Origin of the sequence: Nonomuraea sp. 10N515B (assembly GCF_052245915.1) — a bacterium.
Taxonomy (GTDB): domain Bacteria; phylum Actinomycetota; class Actinomycetes; order Streptosporangiales; family Streptosporangiaceae; genus Nonomuraea.
On record NZ_JBQQBQ010000056.1, the window covers coordinates 1 to 21,154 of the forward strand.

Consider the following 21,154-nt stretch of genomic DNA (forward strand, 5'->3'; position numbering starts at 1 on the left):
TTCGTCCCCTTCGTGTTGATATGAGCGAATCGAAGGATTACGGAGTGGCCGTCTCTTGTCACATGGATCTCACCCGTACCAGTCCAAGGCTTGATCACCCGCACACCATCTCCCTGGACGTGAACCGCAACTCCCGGCTAAGTACGAACCGGAAGGTCAAGGACTTCTTCTGAATTGCGCATGGAGAGGTCGTTCAGGATCGGGCGGGAAACGGTCACCCGCCTTTCGAAAACACTATGGAAAACTTCGGTGACACTGGGTAATATTTGCGATGGGTGACGACGCTGTGACAGGAGGTGCATAAATGGCGACCCGCCGCTCCACCACCAACAAGCAAGACCTGCCGTCGGTGGTGCAACCGCAGCGCGCCGCCACCCCGGCCCAGGACCCCGGCCTGGAGAAGCGGCAGTTCGGGCAGCGCGCCCGGCTGGCGCTGACACCCGCCCAGGCCCGGCTTCTCGACGAGCAGGCGCACGCGGCCCGCGCAATGTGGAACCTGTTGCACGACTGGTGGACGATGCTGGCCAGCAACCAGCGCACACTGGCTGCGGCGGATGCGGCGATCCGGCAGGCCCGCCAAGACATCGACTGGCTCGCCGTGCTGCCCGCCCAGGCCGCGCAGGCCGTGCTGAAGACGTACTTCCAAGCGTGGAAGAACTGCTGGGAGGGCCGCGCCAATGCGCCGACCTTCAAGGCTCGCTTCCGGTCGGTGATGTCGGTGGACATCCCACAGGGCCGCGACCTGCAGGTCACGCGGGTGCACCGCCGCTGGGGCATGGTCAACATTCCCAAGGTCGGCCGGGTCCGGTTCCGCTGGACCAAGGACATGCCCGTGGGCAAGAAAGCCACCGCCGACAACCGCATCACCGGGGCGCGGCTGGTCAAGGACCCGCTCGGCTGGCACATCGCCTTCCGCGTTCAGACCCACGAACCCAAGCCCGCACCCCACACGGGGCCGGAAGTCGGCATCGACGCCGGCGTGGCCGTGCCGCTGGCCCTCTCGGATGGCTACCATCACACCCACGAGGAATGGAAGTCCACCAAGGACAAGCCGAACGCCTGGCTGACCGACAAGGAGCAGGCCACGCTGCGCGCTTTGGAGCGACGGGCGGCCCACCGCAAGAGCTTCCGCAAGCCGGGCGAGCGCACCTCGCGCCGGCTGCGGACCACCTATGACCGGATCGCGCGCCTGCGTGCAAGAGCCAAGCGCCGGGCGATCGACTGGCAGCACCAGACCACCACCTTGATCGCCCGCACCTACGGTGTGATCGTGGTGGAGGACCTGGCCATCACGAACATGACCAAGAGCGCCAAGGGCACCGTCGAGGAGCCGGGGAGGAACGTCGCACAAAAGTCCGGCCTGAACCGCGCCATCAGCCAGGAGGCCTGGGGCCGCACCGTGACGATGCTGACCTACAAGGCGGCACACTATGGCGGCACCTTGTGCAAGGTTCCCGCCCCTGGCACCTCCCTGCGCTGCTCGGCCTGCGGGTTCACTACCCCGGGCAGCAGGGAGAGCCAGGCCGTGTTCGTGTGCAAGAACGAAGGCTGCGGATGGTCCGGTAATGCCGACCACAACGCCGCCCGGAACACCTTGCACTTGTATCGGATGGGCCTTGCGCTCGTCCCGGCTGCCGGGAGGGCAGTCGTCAGGCGCGCTCGCCGCGTCAAGCCCGCCACCGCAAGGTAGGGGGGAATCTCCTTTCGTTTGCGGAGGAGAGCACTTCAACACTGGAGCTGGATGCTCATGGATGCTCATGGCCGTCGCCGTGCTCGGCCTGGTGCATCTGACCAGACGTCGCGCCACGGTCCTCGGCCACGTGGCGGGGGCGCTGACGATGCTCGGCTACCTCGTCCTTTCCAGCCTGCCGCTGGGCGACCCCGTGGAGTGGTGGCTGGGGCAGCACTACACCCCGAGCAGGCGGGGAAGAGCTTCGACGAGATGATGAACCTACCCGATGATCTTCGGGTATCAGCTCCCGTGGATGTTCTTCGGCCTCTTCGGCCTGCCGGTGCTGCTTGTGGCCGTGTGGCGGACCGGGTTCGTGGGCTGGTGGGTGCCGCTCGTCGTGGCCGCCGGCTACGTCGGCTCCTTCGCGGTCCCGTACGGCCCCGCGACCGTGCCCTTCTGGGCCGCCCCCGTCGTCGCCCTCGGCTGGATCGGGGTGAAGATCCTCAGGATGGGCGACGAGGCGTGGGCGGCGTATTACCCCAGCGGGGGGATCCAATCGACGGAGACCGCGAATATGACGAAGAACCCGAGCACGATCCGGTAGATCACGAAGCCCGTGAAGCGGTGGGTGCTGATGTACCGCAGGAACCAGGCCACCGCCAGATAACCGACGATGAACGAGATGATCGTGGCGAGGATGGTCGGCCCCCACGCTGGGGCCGGCCCATTGCCGATCTCACTGAGCTCGAAAATGCCCGACGCCAGGACGGCCGGGATGGCCAGCAGGAACGAGTATTTGGCCGCGTCCTCGCGGCGGTAGTCGAGCAGCAGGCCCGCGGTGGTGGTGCCGCCGGAGCGGGACACGCCGGGGATCAGCGCGAGGGCCTGGGCGAAGCCGTAGACGATGGCGTGCGTGAAGCTGAGGTGCTTCTCCAGCGTGAGCTTGTTGCGGGCGGTGCGGTCGGCGAACCACAGGATGAGCGCGAAGACGATCAGCGTGGTGCCCACCAGGCGCAGGTCGCGGAAGACGGTCTCGATCTGGTCCTTGAGCACCAGGCCGAGCACGCCGATCGGCAGCGTGCCGACGATGACATACCAGCCCATGCGGGCCGCCCAGTGGCCGCGCAGCTCCTTGTTCCACAACGACCGCGTCCAGGTGGAGATGATCTCCCAGATTTCCTTGCGGAAGTAGATGATCACGGCCGTCTCGGTGCCGATCTGGATGACGGCCGTGAACGCCGCCCCCGGGTCCTGCCAGCCGGCGAACGCGGAGACCACCCGGATGTGGGCGCTGGAGGAGATCGGCAAGAACTCCGTGAGTCCTTGGATCAACCCCAGAATCACCGCTTCGAACCAGCCGATCACAACGACACCTTTCGAAAACACGAGAGTGACGAGGTGAGGTTAGCGGAAATAGGGGACCCGGGAGCCGCTCTCAGGCGCGACTAGAGCTTCCAGAGGTGGGCGTTGGCCCTGGCGAAGTCGGCGAAGTCGCGGGCCGGGCGGCCGAGCGCCTGCTGGACGCCGTCACTCACGCTCGCGTTGCGGCCGTCGAGGATCTCGGTGAACATCGCGGACAGGCTCTCCGCCTCCGCCTGGGGCAGGCCGTGCGCGACGGCCGCGGCCACGTACTCCTCCGGCGTCACCCGGACGAACGAGATCTTCCTTCCGGCAGCCTGGGACAACTCCTCGGCGGCGTGCGCGAACGTCAGCAGCCGCGGCCCGGTCAGCTCATACAGCTTGCCGATGTGGCCGTCCTGGCTGAGCGCCGCCGCGGCCACGTGGGCGATGTCGTCGACGTCCACGAACGGCTCGGGCACGTCGGCGGCGGGCAGCGCGATGACGCCCTCGCGCACCGGCTCCAGCAGGAAGTCCTCGCTGAAGTTCTGCATGAACCAGCTGCAGCGCACGATCGTCCACTCCGCTCCCGACTCCTGGACGGTCACCTCGCTGGCCTGCGCCTCCGGCTCGCCCCGGCCCGACAGCAGGACCAGCCGCCGCACCCCGTTGCGTACCGCGAGCTCGGTGAACGCCTTGATGTCGTTGTAGGCGCCGGGGAAGGCCGCGTCGGGGTAGTAGGCGAGGTAGACGGCCGAGACGCCGGCGAGCGCGGCCGGCCACGTCGAGCGGTCGGCCCAGTCGAAGGGCGGTGTGGCGGAGCGGGACCCGATGCGTACGGGCAGGCCGAGAGCGGTGAGCCGGTCGGCCACGCGGCGGCCGGTCTTTCCCGTGCCGCTGGTTACCAAAATCGTCATGTGTCCAGTAAGCCGCCGTGCGCGGCAGACTCTCCATGGTTGAGAAGCGCAATCCCATATGCGATCGTCTGGCCATGGACCAGCTCGCGGCATTGCTCGACGGCCCACGCGCGCGTGGCGCCTTCCTGCTCCGCGTGATCCTCGATTCGCCCTGGTCGCTGCGCATCCAGGACGAGGCGCCGCTGGCGGCCACCGCGGTGGTGCGCGGGCAGGCGTGGGTGGTGCCCGACAAGGGCGAGCCGGTACGCGTCGGGCCGGGCGAGGTCGTGATCAACAGAGGGCTGGAGCCGTACACGCTGGCCGACGATCCCGGCACCGCGCCGCAGATCGTGATCCACCCAGGCGAGCGCTGCACCACACTCGACGGCGAGTCGCTCGCGCAGGCCATGGACCTGGGCGTGCGGACGTGGGGCGACAACCCCGACGGCGACACCGTCATGCTGACCGGCGCCTACACCATGGAAGGCGAGGTCAGCAGGCGGCTGCTGGAGGCACTGCCCCCGATGATCGTCCAGCCCGGCGGACCGATCGCCGCGCTGCTCGGCGCCGAGATCGTCAAGGACGAGCCGGGGCAGGAGGCGGTCCTGGACCGGCTGCTCGACCTGCTGCTCATCGCGGTGCTCCGGTCGTGGTTCGCCACGCACGAGGCGCCGGCCTGGTACCGCGCCATGAGCGACCCGGTGGTCGGCAAGGCCATGCGGATGTTGCACAACAACCCCGCCCACCCCTGGACCGTCGCCGCCCTGGCCGCCGAGGTCGGCGTCTCCAGGGCGTCGCTGGCCCGGCGCTTCACCGAGCTGGTCGGCGAGCCGCCCATGTCCTTCCTCACCGACTGGCGTCTCGCCCTGGCCGCCGACCTGCTGCGCGAGCCCGACGCCACGATCGGGTCCGTCGCGAGGAAGGTCGGATACGGCAGCCCGTTCGCGCTCAGCGCGGCCTTCAAGCGGGTGCGGGGGATCAGCCCGCAGGAGTACCGCGTACGGGACGCGACGGCCGGAGCGGTGACGTGAAACCGCTGCTGCTGCTCGACGTGGACGGGGTCCTCAACCCCATGGGCCGGCCCACCCCCGACTTCCGCCGCTACCGGTGCACGATCGACGGCGAGCTCTACACCGTCCACCTCAACCCCAGGCACGGCCGCCGCCTCCTCGACCTGGCGCTGGCCACCGGGGCGGAGTTGGTCTGGGCGACCACCTGGGAGCACCACGCCAACGACTGGATCGCTCCCAGGATCGGGCTGCCCTCGCTGCCCGTCATCCCTATGACGCCGGACTTCCCGCCGCCCCCGCCGAGCGAGTACGGCGAGCTGTTCAAGACGCCGCACGTGGCGGCGTACGCCGGACGCCGCCCGTTCGTCTGGTTTGACGATCAGGTGTGGGCGGAGGACGAGGATTATCTCAGGGTGCATCAGGGTCTGGATGATTTCCTCCTCATCCACGTCGACCCGGCACGTGGACTGACCAGCCGCCATCTGGGCATGGCACGAGAATGGCTGACCCTTACAGGGTTTTCTCAGGGTTCTTAGCGGGAGTTCTGCGGCCTGGCTGTCCGTTTTCCAGATAGGTCGTCATTCACGGAGGAATCAATCATGTACCGCTCACGAGAGCACAGGATCATCGCGGGAGTCTGCGGGGGCCTCGCCGACAAGATGGGCCTGCCGCCCACTCTCGTCCGGATCCTCTGGCTGCTCCTGTCCCTTATCCCGGGCCCGCTGTGGGTCGTCTACGTCGTCATGTGGATCCTCATCCCCGAGGAGCCCAAGGGCTACCGCACGGCGTAGTCCCCGCGGCCCGGCAGAGACCCCGGACACGCCGTCCGGGGTCCGATGAGTTTCGCCGCTCCCGCTGGTCTCCATCACAGGCATCGAGAAGGAGCGACCACATGACAACCGAACCCAAGACCCGCACCCTGGAGGTCCCCGGCGCCACTCTCGCCTACGACGTACGGGAGTCCGCGGCGAGCACCGTGCCGATCCTGCTGATGATCGGATCGCCGATGGATGCCAGCGGGTTCGCCAGCCTGGCCGGGCACTTCCAGGATCGTACGGTGGTGACCTATGACCCGCGAGGGATCGGGCGGAGCAAGCGGACCGACGGCGCCGCCGAGTCGACGCCCGAGCTGCACGGCGACGACCTGCACCGGCTGATCGACGCGCTTGGCGGCGGGCCGGTGGACATCTTCGCCAGCAGCGGGGGCGCGGTCAACGGACTGGCGCTGGTGGCCCGGCATCCGGAGCAGGTCCGCACGCTCGTGGCGCACGAGCCCCCGGCCGCCCAGGAATTGCCGGACCGGGAGCAGGCGCTGGCCGCGGTGGTGGACATCCGCCAGACGTACGAGCGGGACGGTTTCGGACCCGCGATGGCGAAGTTCATCGCGATCACCAGCCTGCGCGGCGAGATCCCGGCTGATTTCGCCGATCAGCCCGTTCCGAACCCGGCCGATCTCGGGATGCCGACGGAAGACGACGGTTCCCGTGACGACCCGCTGTTCGGGCAGAACCTCATGACCTGTACGCACTACCGCCACGATTTCGAGGCGCTACGTGCTGCGCAGACCCGCATCGTCGTCGGCGTCGGAGCCGAATCGGAGGGCGAAATGGCCTACCGCGGAGGTGTGGCGGTCGCCGAGCGGCTCGGCACGAAGCCGGTGACCTTCCCCAGCCACCACGGCGGCTTCCTCGGCGGCGAGTTCGGCTATAAGGGCGACCCGGACGCCTTCGCCGTGACGCTCCGCCAGGTCCTGTCCGCGTAGGGCGGATTCTGATCCCCGCGCAGGCGCCCCCGCTGCCCGCGCGCCCGAACGGGCCGCGCAGCGGAGTGCTGCGCGGCCGCTGCTGATGGTCAGCTCCCGGCAGGCGGTTGCCCCTCGGAGCCGCCGACGTCGTTCCAGGTGGGGTCCTCGACGGCGACGCACGGCTTGACCGGGCCGGTGATCAGGCCGGTCGTGAGCCGCCAGAGCACGCCCTCCTTCTCCTGCCCGGCCGACGGGTCACTCTCGGCGAACTCCAGCAGCAAGGTCTGGTCCTTGCCGATGTACTTCGGATAGATCTCCAGGCCGCCGTCTCGCGGCCGGGCGACGTTGGCCGAAGGCGACTTGCGGAACTCCTCCGTGCCTGGCCGCCCCTGGCCCCCGGCGCGTTTGCCCCGGTCAGGATCGCACTCCGTGCCGGCCTTGAGGTAGGTGACGTCGGCCGTGACGCCGGCGTCCTTCAGATCCCGCTCCAGCCGGTCGGCGTCGCGGAACTCGTTGATCTCCACCAGTACCGTGCCATCGGCGCTCTTGCTCACGGCGTAGGCGGGCGTTTCGGTCCCCGTCACCAGCGGCACCGCGATCGCCGCCGCGGCGGTCAGCCCCGCTACCGCGCCCCCGGCATAAATCCTGCGGGCGATGCGTCGGCGCCGTTCGGCGCGGGCCGCGATCTCGGCTTTCAGATCCATCAGCAGGTGCTCCTCGAATCTCATCCTGGTGCTCCATCCATGACGAAGGGCAGGTTCCGCAGCGTGCGGCGGGCGCGGTGCAGCCGTACCTTGGCGGCCCCCTGCCGGATGCCGAGGGCCTGCGCCGCCTCCGTGACCGTGAGCTGGTCGATGACGACCAGCTCGAGCACGGCGCGTTCGCCCTCGGGCAACCCGGCTATGGCCTCGAAGGCCCGCCTGGCATGCCGCTCGGCGTCGATGCGCTCTTCGAGCCTGGCGACGTCGTCGGTGTCCAGCGGGCGGCGCCCGCTCACCCGATCCGTCAGCTGGTGCTGCTTGTACGCCCGCCGCCGCTCCGCTGAGATCGTCTTGCGGGCCACTCCGTAGAGCCACGCGATCTCGGTGCCCAGCTCGGCCCGGTAGGTGTGGGCGGAGTCGAGCACTGCCACGAACACCTCGGCCACGAGATCTGCGACCGTGTGCGGGTCGTCGACGCGACGGGCGAGGAAACGGGTGACCGCATCGACGTGCCGCCGGTAGAAGGCCTCGAAGGCCACAGGATCTGTGGCGATCTTCGCCTGTTTGCGAGGCACCGGCCGTGCTCCCTTCGTCGATTCACACCCCTGCTTGGCGAGAACCGGGGAAAGGGTTACAAGACTGGACCATTGTGGCGTTGAGCTGGGCATGCGCTGGTGTCCTGGATGCGCCTTATCCTCGAAGCATGAGGGCAAGGCCGCTGACACTCATTCAGGACGATCTCGTCGACTACGACACGGCGATGGAGCGCATGACCGACCTCGTCGGGCAGCGCCAGCGGGACGAGCGGCCGGACACGCTCTGGCTGCTCAGCCATCCGTCCGTCTACACCGTCGGCCGCCGCACGCCGCTCACCCACCTGCCCGATCCCACGCGCGGCATCCCGGTGGTCGAGACGGGGCGCGGCGGGCAGCTCACCTACCACGGTCCCGGGCAGCTCGTCGGCTACCTGATCGTCAAGTTGGACCAGGACCAGGGCATCGTCGACTACGTGCGCGAGGTGGAGCTGCGGCTGGTGGAGGCGCTGGGCAAGCTTGGGCTGCCGGCCGAGCGGCGCGACACCCCGCCGGGGTCCGAGCTGCTCACCGGCGTCTGGACCGTGGAAACCGGCCGCAAGATCATCTCGATCGGGATGCGGCAGAGCCGGGGCGTGACCAGCCACGGATTCGCGCTCAACGTGGACGGCGACCTGACGCCCTGGAACTGGGCGATCGCCTGCGGGATGCCGGACGTGGACATGACCTCGCTCAGGCGCGAGCTGGGGACTGCTTCCATGGACGAGGTCCGCACGGCCGTGGCCGCCGCCTTCGAAGCGTCCTGACCTCGGGGACAGCTGCGCGGAAACACCTGCACGTCGGCGTTGTGCTGACAAATCGATGACGATCATCGACGGCCCTTGGATGCTCAGTGGGTACGGCTCGCGGAAGCCGTACCCACTGACAAGGCGTCAGGCGGTCGGGACCTCGTCGACGGTGCGGCGGGGACCCGTGAACCAGTGCTTGGCCGACACCGCCCACCACAGGGCGATGCCGACGAGCACGAGCCCCACCGCGATCGGCGCGTAGTTGACCGACGTCCAGGTGAAGTCGGGGTTGCCCGGCACGCCGGCCGGCGAGAACGGCATGATGAAGTAGATCGAGACGATCACGATCTCGGCGCAGGCGATCCAGCACAGGACCCGATACTTCTTGCCGAGGGTCCACGGGCCGGGCTCGAAAGAGTCGCCCATGCGCAGCCGCAGCCAGATCGGGATGAGGAACGCCAGGTAGAGCCCGATGACCGCGATCGACACGACGGCATAGAACGCGACCGGCGTGCCCGGCAACCCGGGAGGGGCGTACAGCGCGGGCAGGGTGATCAACGCGGCCACCACGCAGCCCATGAGGATCGCGTTGACGGGGGTGCGGTTGCGGTCCACCTTGGACCACAGCCGCCATCCGGGAATCGCGCCGTCACGCGAGAACGCGTAGGTCATCCGCGACATCGACGTCACGCAGCTCATCCCGCAGAAGAACTGCCCGATCGTGGAGATCGCGAAGATCGCCGTGGCCAGCGGAGAGGAGAGCGCGGTCTCGAAGATGGCGCCGACGAACCCGCCGCCCTTGTTGATCGCCTCCACGTTCGTCGCGGCGAACAGGAACGACAGCAGCAGGATCCAGCCGCCGATCGCCGAGTAGAAGATCGACTGCCACAGGCCGCGTGCCGCGCTCTTGGCGGCTCCCTGCGTTTCCTCCGACACGTGCGCGCAGGCGTCGTAGCCGGTGATCGTGTACTGGGTGAGCAGGAAGCCGAGCGGCAGCACGTACAGCCAGAACGGCAGCCCGTCGGAGCCGTCGCCGAAGCCGGAGTTGTTGTTCGTGCCGAAGAAGACGAAGTCGGCCGTCTGGTGCTGGCTGGGCGCGAAGATCAGGATGGCGACGATGATCGCGGCGCCGGCGACGTGCCACCAGACCGAGACGTTCTGCAGCACCGAGATCAGCTTGTGGCTGTAGATGTTGATCAGGGCGTGCAGCGCCAGAATGATCACGAACAGCAGGAACGCCTGGGGGAGCGTGGCTTCCCAAGCGCCGCCGGTCAGCCGGTTGAGGGTGATGTTGAGGAACGTTGCGCAGCCGTAGTCGACCGACGCGGTGACGGCGATGAGGCCGATCAGGTTGAGCCAGCCGGTGAACCAGCCGTGGATCGGCTTGCCCATCTTGGCGGCCCACCAGTAGATGCCGCCCGCCGTCGGATAGGCCGACACCAACTCCGACATGCAGAAGCCGATGATGAGGATGAACAACGAGATCAACGGCCAGCCCCATGAGATGGCGATGGGGCCGCCGTTGTTCCAGGCCTGTCCGAAGGTCGTGAAGCAGCCGGCGAGGATCGAGATGATGGAGAAGGAGATGGCGAAGTTAGAGAATCCGCTCCAGGTACGGGCCAGCTCCTGCTTATAGCCGAGCTCGGCGAGTCGCCTGGAATCCTCGTCAATGGTCATGAGGTCTCCCTGGGGGCGCGGAGGACGCTCCAATTGGACTACATCTAGACCATTTCCTTTCAGGTGACAAGGCGTTACAGGCGAGTTTCGATGCGGTCAGGGCAGAAAGAAGCCCGCGGCCCGGTGGACCGCGGGCGGTAGGTTACTGGCCGAATGCGTCGTTCGCGGCCTGGCAGAAGGCCTTGAGGTCGTCCGGCTTGCGACTGGTAACGAGCGTGTTCGGGCCGGCCGTGCACACCATGACCTCCTGGTCCACCCAGGTCGCGCCGGCGTTGCGCAGGTCGGTCTGGAGGCTGGGCCAGGACGTGAGCGTACGTCCGCGCACCACGTCGGCCTCGATCAGAGTCCAGGGCGCGTGGCAGATGGCCGCCACCGGCTTGCCCGCGTCGAAGAAGGCGCGGACGAACTGCACGGCCTGCGGCACCGTACGCAGGTAGTCGGGGTTGGCGACACCCCCCGGGAGTACGAGGCCGTCAAAGGCGGTCGCGTGGGCGCCGTCCGTCGTGTCGTCCACGGCGAACATATCGCCCTGGCGCAGGTGGTGGAACGCCTGGATGTGGCCGGGTTCGGTGGAGATGAGCCGGGCCGCGCCACCGGCCTGCTTGACCGCCTTCCAGGGCTCGGTGAGCTCCACCTGCTCCACTCCCTCGGGAGCGACCAGGAACGCGATGGTCTTGCCGTTCAGCATGTGAACTCCTCCCCACGGGCTTTCCCTCCACCTATCCGCCGAGGTGAGATGTATGCGCATTTACCCCCTAGGGGTATACTGTCGCCATGACTGTTACGACATACCAGGTTGAGGGCATGACCTGCGGCCACTGCGTCAGCTCGGTGACCGCCGAGGTCGGCAAGGTGGCCGGAGTGAGCGGGGTCCAGGTGGACCTGACGTCCGGGGCCGTGACCGTGACGAGCGCGGAGCCGCTCGACCGCGGGCTGGTCGAGGCGGCCGTGACCGAGGCCGGTTACGAGCTGGCCGGCAAGGTTGAGCTGCTGCCGCAGGTGGGCGGCTCCTGCTGCGGCTCCGGCGGTTGCCACTGACCTGTCCGGCAAACCTTCGCTGAGATGATCAGGGGCGCGCGGGCGTGCGGCGCCTGAGCCAGAGCGCGTGCGCGCCCCACGCGGCGCCCGCCCCCACCGCGTACCAGAGCAGGTCGGGCGGGTTGAACGTGCTGCCGAGCACCGGCTGCAGGGCCGGCGGAATCTCGCCGAGCTGGGCGAACTCTATGGCCCAGCTCAGCACGGCGGCAACCGCAGCCGCCGCCCACGGCCGCGTCCGGGGTCGGACGAGCAGGACGAGTGTGTAGATCAACACGGTGTAGAGAGCGTCGCCCGCGTATTTGGACACCGGGCCGTCCCACACCAGCCGCACCCCCAGCCCGGCCGCGATCGTCAGGGCGGCGGCGAGGGCGATGGGCAGGCGAGACACGCAGCTCACGGTAGTCCCAAGAGGACTGAAAATTTACACCGCCGAAGGAAACGAAGATGAAACAATTTTCCGTGATGCGTTGACACGTGGTCTTCGTATGGTGTGCCTTTCTCTACACAGGAATCCCCGCCTGAAGGTGAGGCACTTATGAGGAAATGGCTCGCGCGCCTGGCAGCGCTAGGCGTGGCGCTTTTAGTAGCAGGTCAGGGCACCACCGCCGCCCTTGCCCAGGACCCGTCGGCGGGGAAGAAGACCATGCGCGTCGGCGCGACGCAGGCCATGGACTCGATGAACCCGTTCCTGGCCGTCCGCCTGGTCTCGACGTCGATCCACCGCTGGATGTACGGCTTCCTCACGGTCCCCGACTCCAAGACCCTGCAGCCCAGCCCCGACCTGGCCGAGTCGTGGACCACGTCCGAGGATGGGCTCACGTGGACGTTCAAGATCCGCGCCGCCAAGTGGTCGGACGGCAAGCCGATCACGGCCGACGACGCGGCCTGGACGTTCAACAAGATGATGACGGACGAGGCCGCCAAGACCGCCAACGGCCCGGCGGTGGAGAACTTCGAGAGCGTCACGGCCAGCGGCCAAGACCTGACCATCAAGCTCAAGTCCCCGCAGGCGTCCATGCTGGAGAACCCGGTCCCGATCATGCCGAAGCATGTCTGGGAGTCGGTCACCGACATGGCCAACTACGACGCCGAGAAGTACCCGAGCGTGAGCAGCGGCCCGTACATCGCCGTCGAGCACAAGAAGGACCAGTACGTCAAGCTGCAGGCCAACCCGAACTACTGGCGCGGCGCACCGAAGATCAACGAGCTGCAGGTCATCTTCTACGACAACCCGCAGGCCGCCATCGCGGGACTGAAGAACGGTGACATCGACCTGATCGGCCGCCTGTCGCCGCCCGAGTTCCAGGCCATCCAGAACGACCCGAAGATCGAGGCGTGGAACACTCAGGGCCGGCGCGCGGCCTACCTGCAGATCAACCACGGCGCCACCACGACCGACGACAAGCCCGTCGGTGACGGTCACCCGGCGCTGAAGGACGTCAAGGTCCGCCAGGCGCTGCACTATGCCATCGACAAGCAGAAGCTGGTCGACGAGGTCCAGAACGGCCTGGCCAAGCCGGCCGACGGCTCGATCGTGCCGCCCATGTACACGGACTTCTTCTGGGAGGCCGCCGGCGACGCCAAGGTCGCCTACGACGCCGCCAAGGCCAACCAGCTCCTCGACGACGCCGGCTACAAGAAGGGCGCCGACGGCGTCCGCACGATGCCCGACGGGAAGCGCAAGCTGGAGTTCCGCTTCACCATCCACACCGACACCCCGATCGAGGACAAGCTCGCCGAATACCTGACGGGCTTCTTCAAGGACATCGGCATCACGCTGACCACGGTGAAGCTGGACTCCAGCAAGTTCAGCGAGGAGACCGGCGTCACCGGCAACTTCGACATCGCGATCAGCGGCTGGTCGGTCAACCCCGACCCCGAGGAGGTCATGGCCACGCATCTGTGCAGCCGCAGGCCGGCCCCGGGCGGTGAGGGCGGCGGCACCGAGTCGTTCTTCTGCGACGAGACCTTCGAGAAGCTCTACCAGGACCAGCTGAAGGAGCTCGACCGGCCCAAGCGCGCCGAGATCCTCAAGCAGATGCAGGAGCGGCTCTACACCCAGGCGCCGATCATCGCCATCTACTACCCGAACGACCTCGAGGGCTACCGCAAGGACCGGATCACCAGCATCACCCCGATCCCCGAGACCAAGGGCCTGCTCTACGGCGGCAGCGGCTACTGGCCGTTCTACACCGTGGACGTCAAGGCCACGGCGACGGGCGGCGGCGCGTCCGGCGGCGGCTCCAACACCGGCCTCATCGCCGGGATCGTCGGCGGCGTGGTGGCCGTGGGCCTCGTGGCCTTCCTCGCGACCAGGCGACGCAAGAGCACCGCAGACGAACGCGAATGACGACTCCTCTCGAAGCAGCAGAGCCCGCCGCCGTCCAGGCGGCGGGTCCTGGTGACGCGCGCCCCACCCACCGCGGCACGGTGCAGTACGCGCTGTCCAAGGCCGGTGGGGCGTTGTTCAGCATCGCCATGGTGATCGTCGGCACGTTCTTCCTGTTCCGGCTGCTGCCCGGCGATCCGGTACGCAACCTGGCGCAGGGCCGCAACATGACCCCGGCCCAGCTGGATCTCGAACGCCGCCGGCTCGGCCTGGACAAGCCGCTCATCGAGCAGTTCGTCGACTTCGTGGGCGACACGCTCCGGCTCGACCTGGGCACGTCGTACGAGTACAAGCGGCCCGTGCTCGACCTGATCGGCGAACGGCTCGGCCCGACGCTGCTGCTGGCCGGGACGGGCCTGGTCATCGCGGTCAGCCTCGGCATCTGGCAGGGGACGCGGGCCGGGTGGCGGCACGGCAGCAGATTCGACCGGTTCTCCACCGGTGCGTCCCTGGTGTTGTGGTCCGTGCCGACGTTCTGGCTCGGGCTGCTGCTGATGATGGTGTTCGGCGTCGGCATCGGGCCGATCCCGGGCCTGTTCCCGTTCCGCGGCATCGAGAGCGTGGACGCGCCCGACGGGTTCGCCTACATCCTGGACGTGGCGTCCCACATGGTGCTGCCGTGCCTGACCCTCGTGGCCGTGGTCTACGCGCAGTACCTCCTCGTCATGCGCTCGTCGCTGCTGGAGGAGGTCAGCCAGGACTACGTCACCGTGGCGCGCGCCAAGGGCCTGAAGGACGACGACGTACGCCGCCGGCACGCGGTGCCCAACGCCCTGCTGCCCACGGTGACGCTGGTGTTCATGCGCGTCGGCTTCGTGGTCGGCGGCGCGGTCACCGTGGAGACGATCTACACCTGGCCCGGTCTGGGGCAACTGTTCTACGAGGCGGTCCGAGTGCCTGACTTCACGCTCATGCAGGGCACGTTCATGCTGATCACGGTGGCCGTGATCCTCATGAACACGCTGGCCGACGTGGTCTACCACATGCTCGACCCGCGGGTGAGGGCAGCATGACCAGCGTCGCCGCAGCCCGCAGACGGCTCGCGTTGAGCCGTTTCTGGGCCGATTTCCGCCATCACCGCGCCGGAATGATCGGCCTGGGCGTCCTCGTCGCCGCCGTGGCGCTCGCGCTGGTCGCGCCGCTGTTCATCAGCGAGGACGTGACCAGCGTCGTCAGGGGCACCGGTGAGAAGTGGGCGGCACCCAGCCTGGGCGAGCCGTTCGGCACCGACGAGTCCGGGCGCTCGATCCTGCTGATGGTCTGGTGGGGCTCGCGCACGTCGCTGCTGATCGGCTTCCTGGCCGCGCTGCTCAGCATCGTGATCGGCCTCGTCGTCGGCGTCGCGGCCGGTCACTTCCGCGGCTGGCTCGGCGGCACGCTCATGCGCGTCACCGACTGGTTCCTGGTGTTGCCGTCGCTGGTCACGGCCCTGGTGCTGGCGGCCATCCTGGGCGGCAGCACGTTCACGATCATCATGGCGATCGGGATCACGACCTGGCCCTCGACCGCCCGCCTGATCCGGGCGCAGACGCTGGCCGTCGAGGCTCGCCCGTACATCGAGCGGTCCAAGGCACTCGGCGCCGGGCACTGGCACATCACCACCCGGCACGTGCTGCCGAACGTGGCGCCGCTGCTGCTGGCCAGCACGACGCTGGAGGTGGCCAGCGCCATCGTCACCGAGTCCACGCTGGCCTTCCTCGGCGCCAGCGCGAACAAGACCTCCTGGGGGACCATGCTGCGCGGCTCGTACGACTACGGCGCGGCCACCCAGGGCGCCTGGTGGTACATCCTCATCCCCGGCCTGGCCATCCTCGGCGTCGTCATGGCGTTCACCCTGGTCGGCCGGGCCCTGGAGGCCGTGTTGAACCCTCGCCTCAGGAGGGCCGCATGAGTTTGCTCGAACTCGACGACCTGTCGGTGACCTACCGCATCGCCTCGGGCGAGGTGCCCGCGGTGCGGGGTGTGTCGCTGACGCTCGACTCCGGAGCGGCACTCGGAGTCGCCGGCGAGTCGGGATCCGGCAAGTCGACGCTGGCCATGGCGCTGCTCCGGCTCCTGCCCCGGGACGCGCGCGTCGGCGGCCGGATCCTGCTCGACGGTGATGACGTCCTCGCCATGAAGTGGGGCCGCATGCGGGCAGTGCGCTGGGCGGAGGCCTCGATCGTGTTCCAGGGAGCCCAGCACGGGCTCAACCCGGTGCGCAGGATCGGCGACCAGATCGCCGAGCCGCTGCTCGTGCACAACCTGGCCAAGCCGGACGCCGCTCGCAAGCGCGTCACCGAGCTGCTCGAACAGGTCGGCCTGCCGGCCTGGCGGGCCCGCAGCTACCCGCACGAGTTGTCGGGCGGCCAGCGGCAGCGCGTGATGATCGCGATGGCGCTGGCCTGCTCGCCCCGGCTGATCATCGCCGACGAGCCGACCACCGCGCTCGACGTGATGGTCCAGGCCCAGGTCCTCACGCTGATCAAGGACCTGGTCGCCCAGCACGACATCTCGCTGATCATGATCTCGCACGACCTGTCGGTGCTCGCCGACGTGTGCGACCAGCTCGCGGTCATGTACGCGGGCCGCGTCGTCGAACACGGCCCCTCGCACGAGGTCTTCCACGACGCCAAGCACCCCTACAGCCGGGCCCTCGCCGCGGCGTTCCCGACGGTCGGCGACCCGGCCTCGCGGCTGGCGCCCAAGGGGCTCGGCGGCGACCCGCCCGACCCGATGCAGCTGCCGACCGGCTGCTCGTTCCACCCGCGCTGCCCGGTCGCGCTGGAGGAGTGCGCGACCATGGACGTGGAGCTCTGGGCTGCCGGCAAGGGCCGTACCGCGGCCTGCGTGCACGTACAGGAGGCCTCATGACAGAGACGCAGACCGCCGCCGGGGCGGTCTCGACGACGCGGCCGACCCTGCTGGAAGCCCGTGACCTGCACGTCGATTTCGCCTCCCGCGGCCGCCGCGCCCGTGCCGTGGACGGCGTGAACCTCGCGATCGGCGAGGGTGAGATCGTGGCGCTGGTCGGCGAGTCCGGCTGCGGCAAGACCACGCTGGCGCGCACCTTGCTCGGCCTCGAACGCCCCACCTCCGGCGAGGTCCGCTACGGCGGCGCCGCGCTGGGTTACTCCTCCAAGGCGCTCAAGGCCTACCGCCGGCAGGTGCAACTCGTCCTGCAGGACCCGACGGGGTCGCTCAACCCCCGTCACACGGTGTACGAGGCCGTCGCCGAGGGCCCGCGCATCCACGGCCTGCCGGACGAGCGGGAGGTCGTGGCCACGGCCCTGTCCAGGGCGGGGCTGCGGCCGCCCGACCGGTTCTTCCTGCGCTACCCGCACGAGCTGTCCGGCGGGCAGCGGCAACGCGTGGTGATCGCGGGCGCGCTGGCGCTGAACCCGAAGGTGCTGGTGGCCGACGAGCCGGTGGCCTCGCTCGACGCCTCCGTGCGCGGCGAGATCCTGGCCCTGCTGCTCAAGCTGAGGGAGGAGCTGGGGTTGTCGGCGCTGGTCGTCACCCACGACCTGGGGCTGGCCTGGAACATCGCGGACCGGGTGGCCGTGATGTACCTGGGCAGGATCGTCGAATCCGGGCCTGTCGAGCAGGTGCTCACCGCGCCGCGGCATCCGTACACGCAGGCGCTGATGTCGGTGTTGCCCGAGTCTCCCGAGCGGGTGGTTCTGACCGGCGAGCCGCCGGACCCGACGCGGATCCCCGGCGGGTGCCGCTTCCACGCCCGCTGCCAGGTGCTCGCCTCCGGGCGGGCCACCGAGGCCGGGGTGGACGCCAAGTGCCGGGCTGAGCCACTGGCCATCCTGCCCGCGGTCCCCGAGGCGCAGGCGGCCTGCTATTACGCGGACGCTGTCGTTCAGTAGGGGTGATGGTCGGGCTTGTTCGCCCAGGTCGCGTACGCTTGGGCGCCGAGCTCGGGATGTATTTGATCCAGCTCGATCTTGCGCTGATCGTAGGGTTTCGTGAAGTCTTCGTATTGGAAGGCGTCATCGAAACCGATCTTCCGGGTCGCCTCCAGGTCCGCGCTGAAGTGCACGGCGTCGATCCTTGACCAGTAAATGGCGCTCATGCACATGGGGCAGGGATAGCCGCTCGTGTAGAGGGAGCAGCCCATGAGCATCCTGGCCCGCTCGGGCAGCGGGTCAGGTGACCCCGCGGGGCGTGGCACGAGCTCGAGTGTCGACTCGTTCTGGTGTTCCTCCGGGACGGAGGGCGCCTGCGGATTGAGGACCTGAATGGCCTTGCGGATCGCCTCGACTTCGCCGTGCGCGGTCGGATCGCCGGTGAGGAGGACACGATTCTGGCCGCGGGCCACAATTTCTCCGTCCTTGACGATGACCGCGCCGAACGGACCGCCCCAGCCATGAGTCACTGACTCGGTGGCGAGCCGTACGGCTTCGGCCATGAAATCCTTGGGTGTCATTTGATGACCTCCGGCAGGTAAAATACGACTGAAATCTCGACCCTGATCAACCGTTATGGTGGATTCGTTGGCGCATTTCTTCCCTGGGTGCCCTGGACTACACTTGCCCAGGTGAAGCCTTATGCGCACCGCGGACCCGGAGGCGGCGTCGCCACCGTGGTGATCTCCTCGAAAGTCCGCGAAGGCCGCGAGGTGGACTATCGGCGCTGGCAGCAGAAGATAAATGACACCATGCGCTCCTTTCCTGGTTGTCAGGGCTCGGATGTTTATCCGCCAATTCCTGGCGAGCAGGATGTCTGGGTGGTCGTGTTCCGCTTCTCGAGCACCGCCGAATTGACCGGGTGGCTGGATTCGGAAACGCGAAGAAGACTGCTCGAGGAGGTTCGCCCGCTGCTGGAGACGCCCTCGGAACTGGAGATCCTGGCAGGGGAGCCGCCGACGAGGGAGGCGGTCACGGCAGTGATCTCCCACAACGTGCGGCCGGGCCGTGAGCGTGATTTTCAGCGCTGGCAGGACAAGGTGCGCAAGGCGCAGGAGAAGTTCCCCGGATTCCTGGGGTTCGAAGCGTTCGAACCCGTGCCGGGTGTCCAGGAGCACTGGGTCGTCATGTTCCGCTACGACACCCGAGAGCGCCTCGACGACTGGCTCGAGTCAGACACCCGCAGGAAACTCCTGGACGAGGGGCGCCACTACTTCGCCGACTTCGACGTGCGTACGGTCAAGTCGGCGTTCAGCGGCTGGTTCGGGTTCAACGGCGAGACGGCGCAAGAACCCCCGCCCAACTGGAAGCAGGCCATGTCCGTGCTGCTGGGCCTCTATCCCACGGTGATGATCCTGAATTTGACGGTGGGCCGCGCGTTCGAGGCGGTGCGCCTACCGGGATACCTCGCCATGTTCATCAGCAACGGCTTGAGCGTCTCCATCCTCACGTGGCTGATGATGCCGCTCGTCAACAGAACCTTCACGTCCTGGCTGTCGCCCAGCGGAGGCGGCTCGGTCTACACGAACATCGCAGGCGCGTTGGTGATGGTGGCGTGCATGGCGCTGTGCATCGCCGTCTTCGGCCTGATCACGAGTTAGACGGTCAGCCCAGGTCGGCGTCATGGACCAGGATGGCCGCCTGGACGCGGTTGGCCAGGCCCAGCTTGGCCAGCACGCGGCTGACGTGCGCCTTCACGGTGGCCTCCGTCAGGTGCAGCTCGCGGCCGATCTCGGCGTTGGACAGGCCTCGGGCCAGCGCTCTGATCACGTCCTCCTCGCGGCCGGTGAGCGTGGTCAGGTGTTTGCGAGCGGTCTCGGCGCGGGAAGGCGGGCGGTCCGCGTACGAGGCGATCAGGCGTTTGGTGACCGAGGGGGAGAGCATGGCCTGGCCGCCGGCGACCGTGCGGACGGCGGCGGCCAGTTCCCTGGGCGGGGTGTCCTTGAGCAGGAACCCGACAGCGCCCAGGCGCAGCGCCTCGTGCACGTGCTCGTCCAGGTCGAACGTCGTCAGCATCACCAGCTTGGGCGCGCCGGGGCGGGACAGCAGGCGCGCGGCGGCGGTCAGGCCATCCATGCCCGGCATGCGCACGTCCATCAGCACGACCTCGGGCCGCAGCCGGTCCGCCGCCGACACCGCTTCCGCCCCGTCGCGGGCCTCGCCGACGACCGCGATATCGCCGGCCGCCTCCAGGATCAGCCGCAGCCCCGACCGTACGAGCTCCTCGTCGTCGACCACGAGCACCCTGATCATGCCGGCCGCCGGTCGCCGGTCACGGGGAGCGCCGCCCCGCTCGCCGGGATCCTCGCGCTGACCAGGAAGCCGCCGCCGTCCTGAGCGCTGGTGCGCAACGTGCCGCCGAGCAGCTCGACCCGCTCGCGCAGCCCCACGAGCCCCCAGCCCGCGCCTGGAAGCTCCTGGCGCTGCGACTGCGACGCCCGGTTGCGCACCTCCACCTCCAGCTCGCCGGCGCCGTAGCGGATGCGCACGTCCGTGCGAGCGTCCCCGGCGTGCTTGTGCACGTTGGTGAGCGCCTCCTGGACCACCCGGTACGCGGTCCGCTCCACCGTCGGCTCCATGGCCCGCTCCTCGCCCTCGTCGTGCCTGGTCACCGCGATGCCGAGCGCTCTGGACTGGTCGAGCAGCCGGTCGAGGTCCGCGAGCGTGGGCGGCGGCTCGGTGTCCGTCGCGGACGAGCGCAGCACGCCGAGCACGTCACGCAGGTTGGCCAGCGCCTCCCGCCCGATCCCACCGATCATGGCGGCCGTCCGCACGGTCTCCTCGTCGGCCGCCCGCACCTCCAGGGCGCCGGCGTGCAGCACGATCAACGAGACCCGGTGCGCGACGACGTCGTGCATCTCCCTGGCGATCCTGGCCCGCTCCTGTGCCCTGGCCTGTTCGGCCCGCATGACCTGCTCGCGCTCCGCGCGCCGCTGGACCTCGACGCGGGCGCGTACCCAGAGGCCGAGCGCGAACGGCAGCCCGATCACGGCCAGCGCCATGAACAGCGCGTTGCCCAAGCCCGCGGTCAGGACCTCCTGCAGACCGTCCTGCCACTCGCCGACCAGCGCGGAGATCCCGCACACCCCGAGGCAGCCGCCGAGGTAGGCGGCGACGTGGCGCCTCCCGCTCAACGAGCGGCCGGCGTAGTAGGAGGCGACCAGCAGCGGCGGCCACATCACCAGCCACGCGTACGTGACGGCGCCCACGGCGGCCAGCGGCCACCAGGACCGCCGCGCCCACCAGGCGGCCAGCCCCGCCGCGGTGGCGACGGCCACCAGCACCGGGAGGGGGAGACTCGACGGCACCCCGGCCTGCCCGTGCAGGACGGGCAGCGAGAGAGCGAACACACCCGCGCCGAGAAGAACGAACCGCATGGGCCCAGCGTATGGGTCCGACCGGAAAGGGCTTTACGACGAAAGTAGTAAGAGCCGACCGACGATCGGGGCGGACGGCCGGCGCCTTCCCGCCG

The 21,154-nt window shown here is 68.6% G+C and carries 25 protein-coding genes; 15 read left to right on the top strand and 10 right to left on the bottom strand.

Annotated features, from left to right (window positions below; genetic code table 11):
* The first annotated feature begins 304 nt into the window (after positions 1-304).
* The 3 genes from ACTWQA_RS46350 (at position 305) to ACTWQA_RS46360 (ending at position 2,276) form a co-directional block, all read left to right on the top strand.
* Positions 305-1,690, top strand: coding sequence for an RNA-guided endonuclease InsQ/TnpB family protein (locus tag ACTWQA_RS46350; RefSeq protein ID WP_443165233.1), 1,386 nt, complete (start codon positions 305-307; stop codon positions 1,688-1,690).
* 67 nt (positions 1,691-1,757) lie between these two features.
* Positions 1,758-1,946: a hypothetical protein gene (locus tag ACTWQA_RS46355; protein WP_443165234.1), complete on the top strand. Its 189-nt coding sequence runs from the start codon at positions 1,758-1,760 to the stop codon at positions 1,944-1,946.
* A 12-nt stretch (positions 1,947-1,958) separates the two neighbouring features.
* A complete protein-coding gene (locus ACTWQA_RS46360) occupies positions 1,959-2,276 on the top strand; it encodes a hypothetical protein (protein WP_443165235.1) in 318 nt (105 codons plus the stop codon).
* Here ACTWQA_RS46360 and ACTWQA_RS46365 read toward each other — a convergent pair.
* Both ACTWQA_RS46365 and ACTWQA_RS46370 read right to left on the bottom strand, forming a co-directional pair.
* Entirely contained in the window at positions 2,207-3,037 is an 831-nt protein-coding gene (locus tag ACTWQA_RS46365; protein WP_443165236.1) for an undecaprenyl-diphosphate phosphatase, read from the bottom strand. The genes ACTWQA_RS46360 and ACTWQA_RS46365 overlap by 70 nt on opposite strands.
* Before the next feature lie 80 nt (positions 3,038-3,117).
* On the bottom strand, positions 3,118-3,927 hold the full coding sequence (locus ACTWQA_RS46370; RefSeq protein WP_443165237.1) for an NmrA family NAD(P)-binding protein: 810 nt from the start codon (positions 3,925-3,927) through the stop codon (positions 3,118-3,120).
* A gap of 74 nt (positions 3,928-4,001) precedes the next feature.
* On the opposite strand from ACTWQA_RS46370, the gene ACTWQA_RS46375 reads away from it, so the two are divergent.
* From ACTWQA_RS46375 to ACTWQA_RS46390, 4 genes are all read left to right on the top strand, one after another.
* On the top strand, positions 4,002-4,937 hold the full coding sequence (locus ACTWQA_RS46375; RefSeq protein ID WP_443165238.1) for an AraC family transcriptional regulator: 936 nt from the start codon (positions 4,002-4,004) through the stop codon (positions 4,935-4,937).
* Positions 4,934-5,452 carry an HAD domain-containing protein gene (locus ACTWQA_RS46380; RefSeq protein ID WP_443165239.1) on the top strand — a complete coding sequence of 173 codons (519 nt, stop codon included), beginning with the start codon at positions 4,934-4,936 and terminating at the stop codon, positions 5,450-5,452. The genes ACTWQA_RS46375 and ACTWQA_RS46380 overlap by 4 nt, the downstream gene beginning before the upstream one ends.
* 63 nt (positions 5,453-5,515) lie before the next feature.
* Positions 5,516-5,707, top strand: a complete 192-nt coding sequence (locus ACTWQA_RS46385) for a PspC domain-containing protein (RefSeq protein ID WP_327585977.1) — start codon at positions 5,516-5,518, stop codon at positions 5,705-5,707.
* Between the two features lie 101 nt (positions 5,708-5,808).
* The gene (locus ACTWQA_RS46390) at positions 5,809-6,678 is read left to right on the top strand and encodes an alpha/beta fold hydrolase (protein WP_443165240.1); all 870 of its coding nucleotides are present in this window, start codon (positions 5,809-5,811) and stop codon (positions 6,676-6,678) included.
* Between the two features lie 89 nt (positions 6,679-6,767).
* Here the strand turns inward: ACTWQA_RS46390 and ACTWQA_RS46395 are convergent, their stop codons facing one another.
* Together ACTWQA_RS46395 and ACTWQA_RS46400 are read right to left on the bottom strand one after the other, a co-directional pair.
* On the bottom strand, positions 6,768-7,388 hold the full coding sequence (locus ACTWQA_RS46395; RefSeq protein ID WP_443165241.1) for a hypothetical protein: 621 nt from the start codon (positions 7,386-7,388) through the stop codon (positions 6,768-6,770).
* Positions 7,385-7,936: an RNA polymerase sigma factor gene (locus ACTWQA_RS46400; protein ID WP_327585974.1), complete on the bottom strand. Its 552-nt coding sequence runs from the start codon at positions 7,934-7,936 to the stop codon at positions 7,385-7,387. The genes ACTWQA_RS46395 and ACTWQA_RS46400 overlap by 4 nt, the downstream gene beginning before the upstream one ends.
* A gap of 128 nt (positions 7,937-8,064) precedes the next feature.
* Here ACTWQA_RS46400 and lipB point away from each other — a divergent pair, with 128 nt between their 5' ends.
* Complete coding sequence (gene lipB / locus ACTWQA_RS46405; protein WP_443165242.1) at positions 8,065-8,700, top strand: lipoyl(octanoyl) transferase LipB; 636 nt, start codon at positions 8,065-8,067, stop codon at positions 8,698-8,700.
* 126 nt (positions 8,701-8,826) lie between these two features.
* On the opposite strand, the gene ACTWQA_RS46410 is transcribed toward lipB, so the two are convergent.
* A complete protein-coding gene (locus ACTWQA_RS46410; protein ID WP_443165243.1) occupies positions 8,827-10,359 on the bottom strand; it encodes an amino acid permease in 1,533 nt (510 codons plus the stop codon).
* A 142-nt stretch (positions 10,360-10,501) separates the two neighbouring features.
* Positions 10,502-11,047 (bottom strand): type 1 glutamine amidotransferase domain-containing protein, encoded by a 546-nt coding sequence (locus ACTWQA_RS46415; RefSeq protein ID WP_305914852.1) that lies wholly within the window; start codon positions 11,045-11,047, stop codon positions 10,502-10,504.
* 86 nt (positions 11,048-11,133) lie between these two features.
* Between ACTWQA_RS46415 and ACTWQA_RS46420 the strand changes: the two genes are divergently transcribed.
* The gene (locus tag ACTWQA_RS46420; RefSeq protein ID WP_443165244.1) at positions 11,134-11,397 is read left to right on the top strand and encodes a heavy-metal-associated domain-containing protein; all 264 of its coding nucleotides are present in this window, start codon (positions 11,134-11,136) and stop codon (positions 11,395-11,397) included.
* A 28-nt stretch (positions 11,398-11,425) separates the two neighbouring features.
* On the opposite strand, the gene ACTWQA_RS46425 is transcribed toward ACTWQA_RS46420, so the two are convergent.
* Complete coding sequence (locus ACTWQA_RS46425; RefSeq protein ID WP_443165245.1) at positions 11,426-11,785, bottom strand: ribosomal maturation YjgA family protein; 360 nt, start codon at positions 11,783-11,785, stop codon at positions 11,426-11,428.
* Positions 11,786-11,932: 147 nt separating this feature from the next.
* Between ACTWQA_RS46425 and ACTWQA_RS46430 the strand changes: the two genes are divergently transcribed.
* From ACTWQA_RS46430 to ACTWQA_RS46450, 5 genes are read left to right on the top strand one after another with little or no spacing between them, the layout of a single operon-like run.
* Positions 11,933-13,747: an ABC transporter substrate-binding protein gene (locus ACTWQA_RS46430; protein ID WP_443165246.1), complete on the top strand. Its 1,815-nt coding sequence runs from the start codon at positions 11,933-11,935 to the stop codon at positions 13,745-13,747.
* Positions 13,744-14,799, top strand: coding sequence for an ABC transporter permease (locus tag ACTWQA_RS46435; protein WP_443165247.1), 1,056 nt, complete (start codon positions 13,744-13,746; stop codon positions 14,797-14,799). The genes ACTWQA_RS46430 and ACTWQA_RS46435 overlap by 4 nt, the downstream gene beginning before the upstream one ends.
* Positions 14,796-15,677, top strand: a complete 882-nt coding sequence (locus ACTWQA_RS46440) for an ABC transporter permease (protein ID WP_443165248.1) — start codon at positions 14,796-14,798, stop codon at positions 15,675-15,677. The genes ACTWQA_RS46435 and ACTWQA_RS46440 overlap by 4 nt, the downstream gene beginning before the upstream one ends.
* Complete coding sequence (locus ACTWQA_RS46445) at positions 15,674-16,639, top strand: ABC transporter ATP-binding protein (protein ID WP_443165249.1); 966 nt, start codon at positions 15,674-15,676, stop codon at positions 16,637-16,639. Before ACTWQA_RS46440 ends, ACTWQA_RS46445 begins: the two co-directional genes overlap by 4 nt.
* Entirely contained in the window at positions 16,636-17,643 is a 1,008-nt protein-coding gene (locus ACTWQA_RS46450) for an ABC transporter ATP-binding protein (RefSeq protein WP_443165250.1), read from the top strand. Before ACTWQA_RS46445 ends, ACTWQA_RS46450 begins: the two co-directional genes overlap by 4 nt.
* Here ACTWQA_RS46450 and ACTWQA_RS46455 read toward each other — a convergent pair.
* Positions 17,637-18,203 (bottom strand): nucleoside deaminase, encoded by a 567-nt coding sequence (locus ACTWQA_RS46455; RefSeq protein ID WP_305914861.1) that lies wholly within the window; start codon positions 18,201-18,203, stop codon positions 17,637-17,639. The two genes, ACTWQA_RS46450 and ACTWQA_RS46455, sit on opposite strands and share 7 nt — an antisense overlap.
* Positions 18,204-18,359: 156 nt before the next feature.
* Here ACTWQA_RS46455 and ACTWQA_RS46460 point away from each other — a divergent pair, with 156 nt between their 5' ends.
* Positions 18,360-19,283: an antibiotic biosynthesis monooxygenase gene (locus ACTWQA_RS46460; RefSeq protein ID WP_443165251.1), complete on the top strand. Its 924-nt coding sequence runs from the start codon at positions 18,360-18,362 to the stop codon at positions 19,281-19,283.
* A gap of 4 nt (positions 19,284-19,287) precedes the next feature.
* On the opposite strand, the gene ACTWQA_RS46465 is transcribed toward ACTWQA_RS46460, so the two are convergent.
* Entirely contained in the window at positions 19,288-19,935 is a 648-nt protein-coding gene (locus tag ACTWQA_RS46465) for a response regulator (protein ID WP_443165252.1), read from the bottom strand.
* On the bottom strand, positions 19,932-21,059 hold the full coding sequence (locus ACTWQA_RS46470) for a sensor histidine kinase (protein ID WP_443165253.1): 1,128 nt from the start codon (positions 21,057-21,059) through the stop codon (positions 19,932-19,934). The genes ACTWQA_RS46465 and ACTWQA_RS46470 overlap by 4 nt, the downstream gene beginning before the upstream one ends.
* Between the last annotated feature and the right edge of the window lie 95 nt (positions 21,060-21,154).

Coding starts and splice junctions, on each gene's coding strand:
- ACTWQA_RS46350 (WP_443165233.1), top strand. CDS start 305: ATGGCGACCCGCCGCTCCACCACCAACAAGCAAGACCTGCCGTCGGTG.
- ACTWQA_RS46355 (WP_443165234.1), top strand. CDS start 1,758: ATGGCCGTCGCCGTGCTCGGCCTGGTGCATCTGACCAGACGTCGCGCC.
- ACTWQA_RS46360 (WP_443165235.1), top strand. CDS start 1,959: ATGATCTTCGGGTATCAGCTCCCGTGGATGTTCTTCGGCCTCTTCGGC.
- ACTWQA_RS46370 (WP_443165237.1), bottom strand. CDS start 3,927: ATGACGATTTTGGTAACCAGCGGCACGGGAAAGACCGGCCGCCGCGTG.
- ACTWQA_RS46375 (WP_443165238.1), top strand. CDS start 4,002: ATGGACCAGCTCGCGGCATTGCTCGACGGCCCACGCGCGCGTGGCGCC.
- ACTWQA_RS46385 (WP_327585977.1), top strand. CDS start 5,516: ATGTACCGCTCACGAGAGCACAGGATCATCGCGGGAGTCTGCGGGGGC.
- ACTWQA_RS46390 (WP_443165240.1), top strand. CDS start 5,809: ATGACAACCGAACCCAAGACCCGCACCCTGGAGGTCCCCGGCGCCACT.
- ACTWQA_RS46395 (WP_443165241.1), bottom strand. CDS start 7,388: ATGAGATTCGAGGAGCACCTGCTGATGGATCTGAAAGCCGAGATCGCG.
- lipB (WP_443165242.1), top strand. CDS start 8,065: ATGAGGGCAAGGCCGCTGACACTCATTCAGGACGATCTCGTCGACTAC.
- ACTWQA_RS46410 (WP_443165243.1), bottom strand. CDS start 10,359: ATGACCATTGACGAGGATTCCAGGCGACTCGCCGAGCTCGGCTATAAG.
- ACTWQA_RS46415 (WP_305914852.1), bottom strand. CDS start 11,047: ATGCTGAACGGCAAGACCATCGCGTTCCTGGTCGCTCCCGAGGGAGTG.
- ACTWQA_RS46420 (WP_443165244.1), top strand. CDS start 11,134: ATGACTGTTACGACATACCAGGTTGAGGGCATGACCTGCGGCCACTGC.
- ACTWQA_RS46430 (WP_443165246.1), top strand. CDS start 11,933: ATGAGGAAATGGCTCGCGCGCCTGGCAGCGCTAGGCGTGGCGCTTTTA.
- ACTWQA_RS46435 (WP_443165247.1), top strand. CDS start 13,744: ATGACGACTCCTCTCGAAGCAGCAGAGCCCGCCGCCGTCCAGGCGGCG.
- ACTWQA_RS46440 (WP_443165248.1), top strand. CDS start 14,796: ATGACCAGCGTCGCCGCAGCCCGCAGACGGCTCGCGTTGAGCCGTTTC.
- ACTWQA_RS46445 (WP_443165249.1), top strand. CDS start 15,674: ATGAGTTTGCTCGAACTCGACGACCTGTCGGTGACCTACCGCATCGCC.
- ACTWQA_RS46450 (WP_443165250.1), top strand. CDS start 16,636: ATGACAGAGACGCAGACCGCCGCCGGGGCGGTCTCGACGACGCGGCCG.
- ACTWQA_RS46455 (WP_305914861.1), bottom strand. CDS start 18,203: ATGACACCCAAGGATTTCATGGCCGAAGCCGTACGGCTCGCCACCGAG.
- ACTWQA_RS46465 (WP_443165252.1), bottom strand. CDS start 19,935: ATGATCAGGGTGCTCGTGGTCGACGACGAGGAGCTCGTACGGTCGGGG.
- ACTWQA_RS46470 (WP_443165253.1), bottom strand. CDS start 21,059: ATGCGGTTCGTTCTTCTCGGCGCGGGTGTGTTCGCTCTCTCGCTGCCC.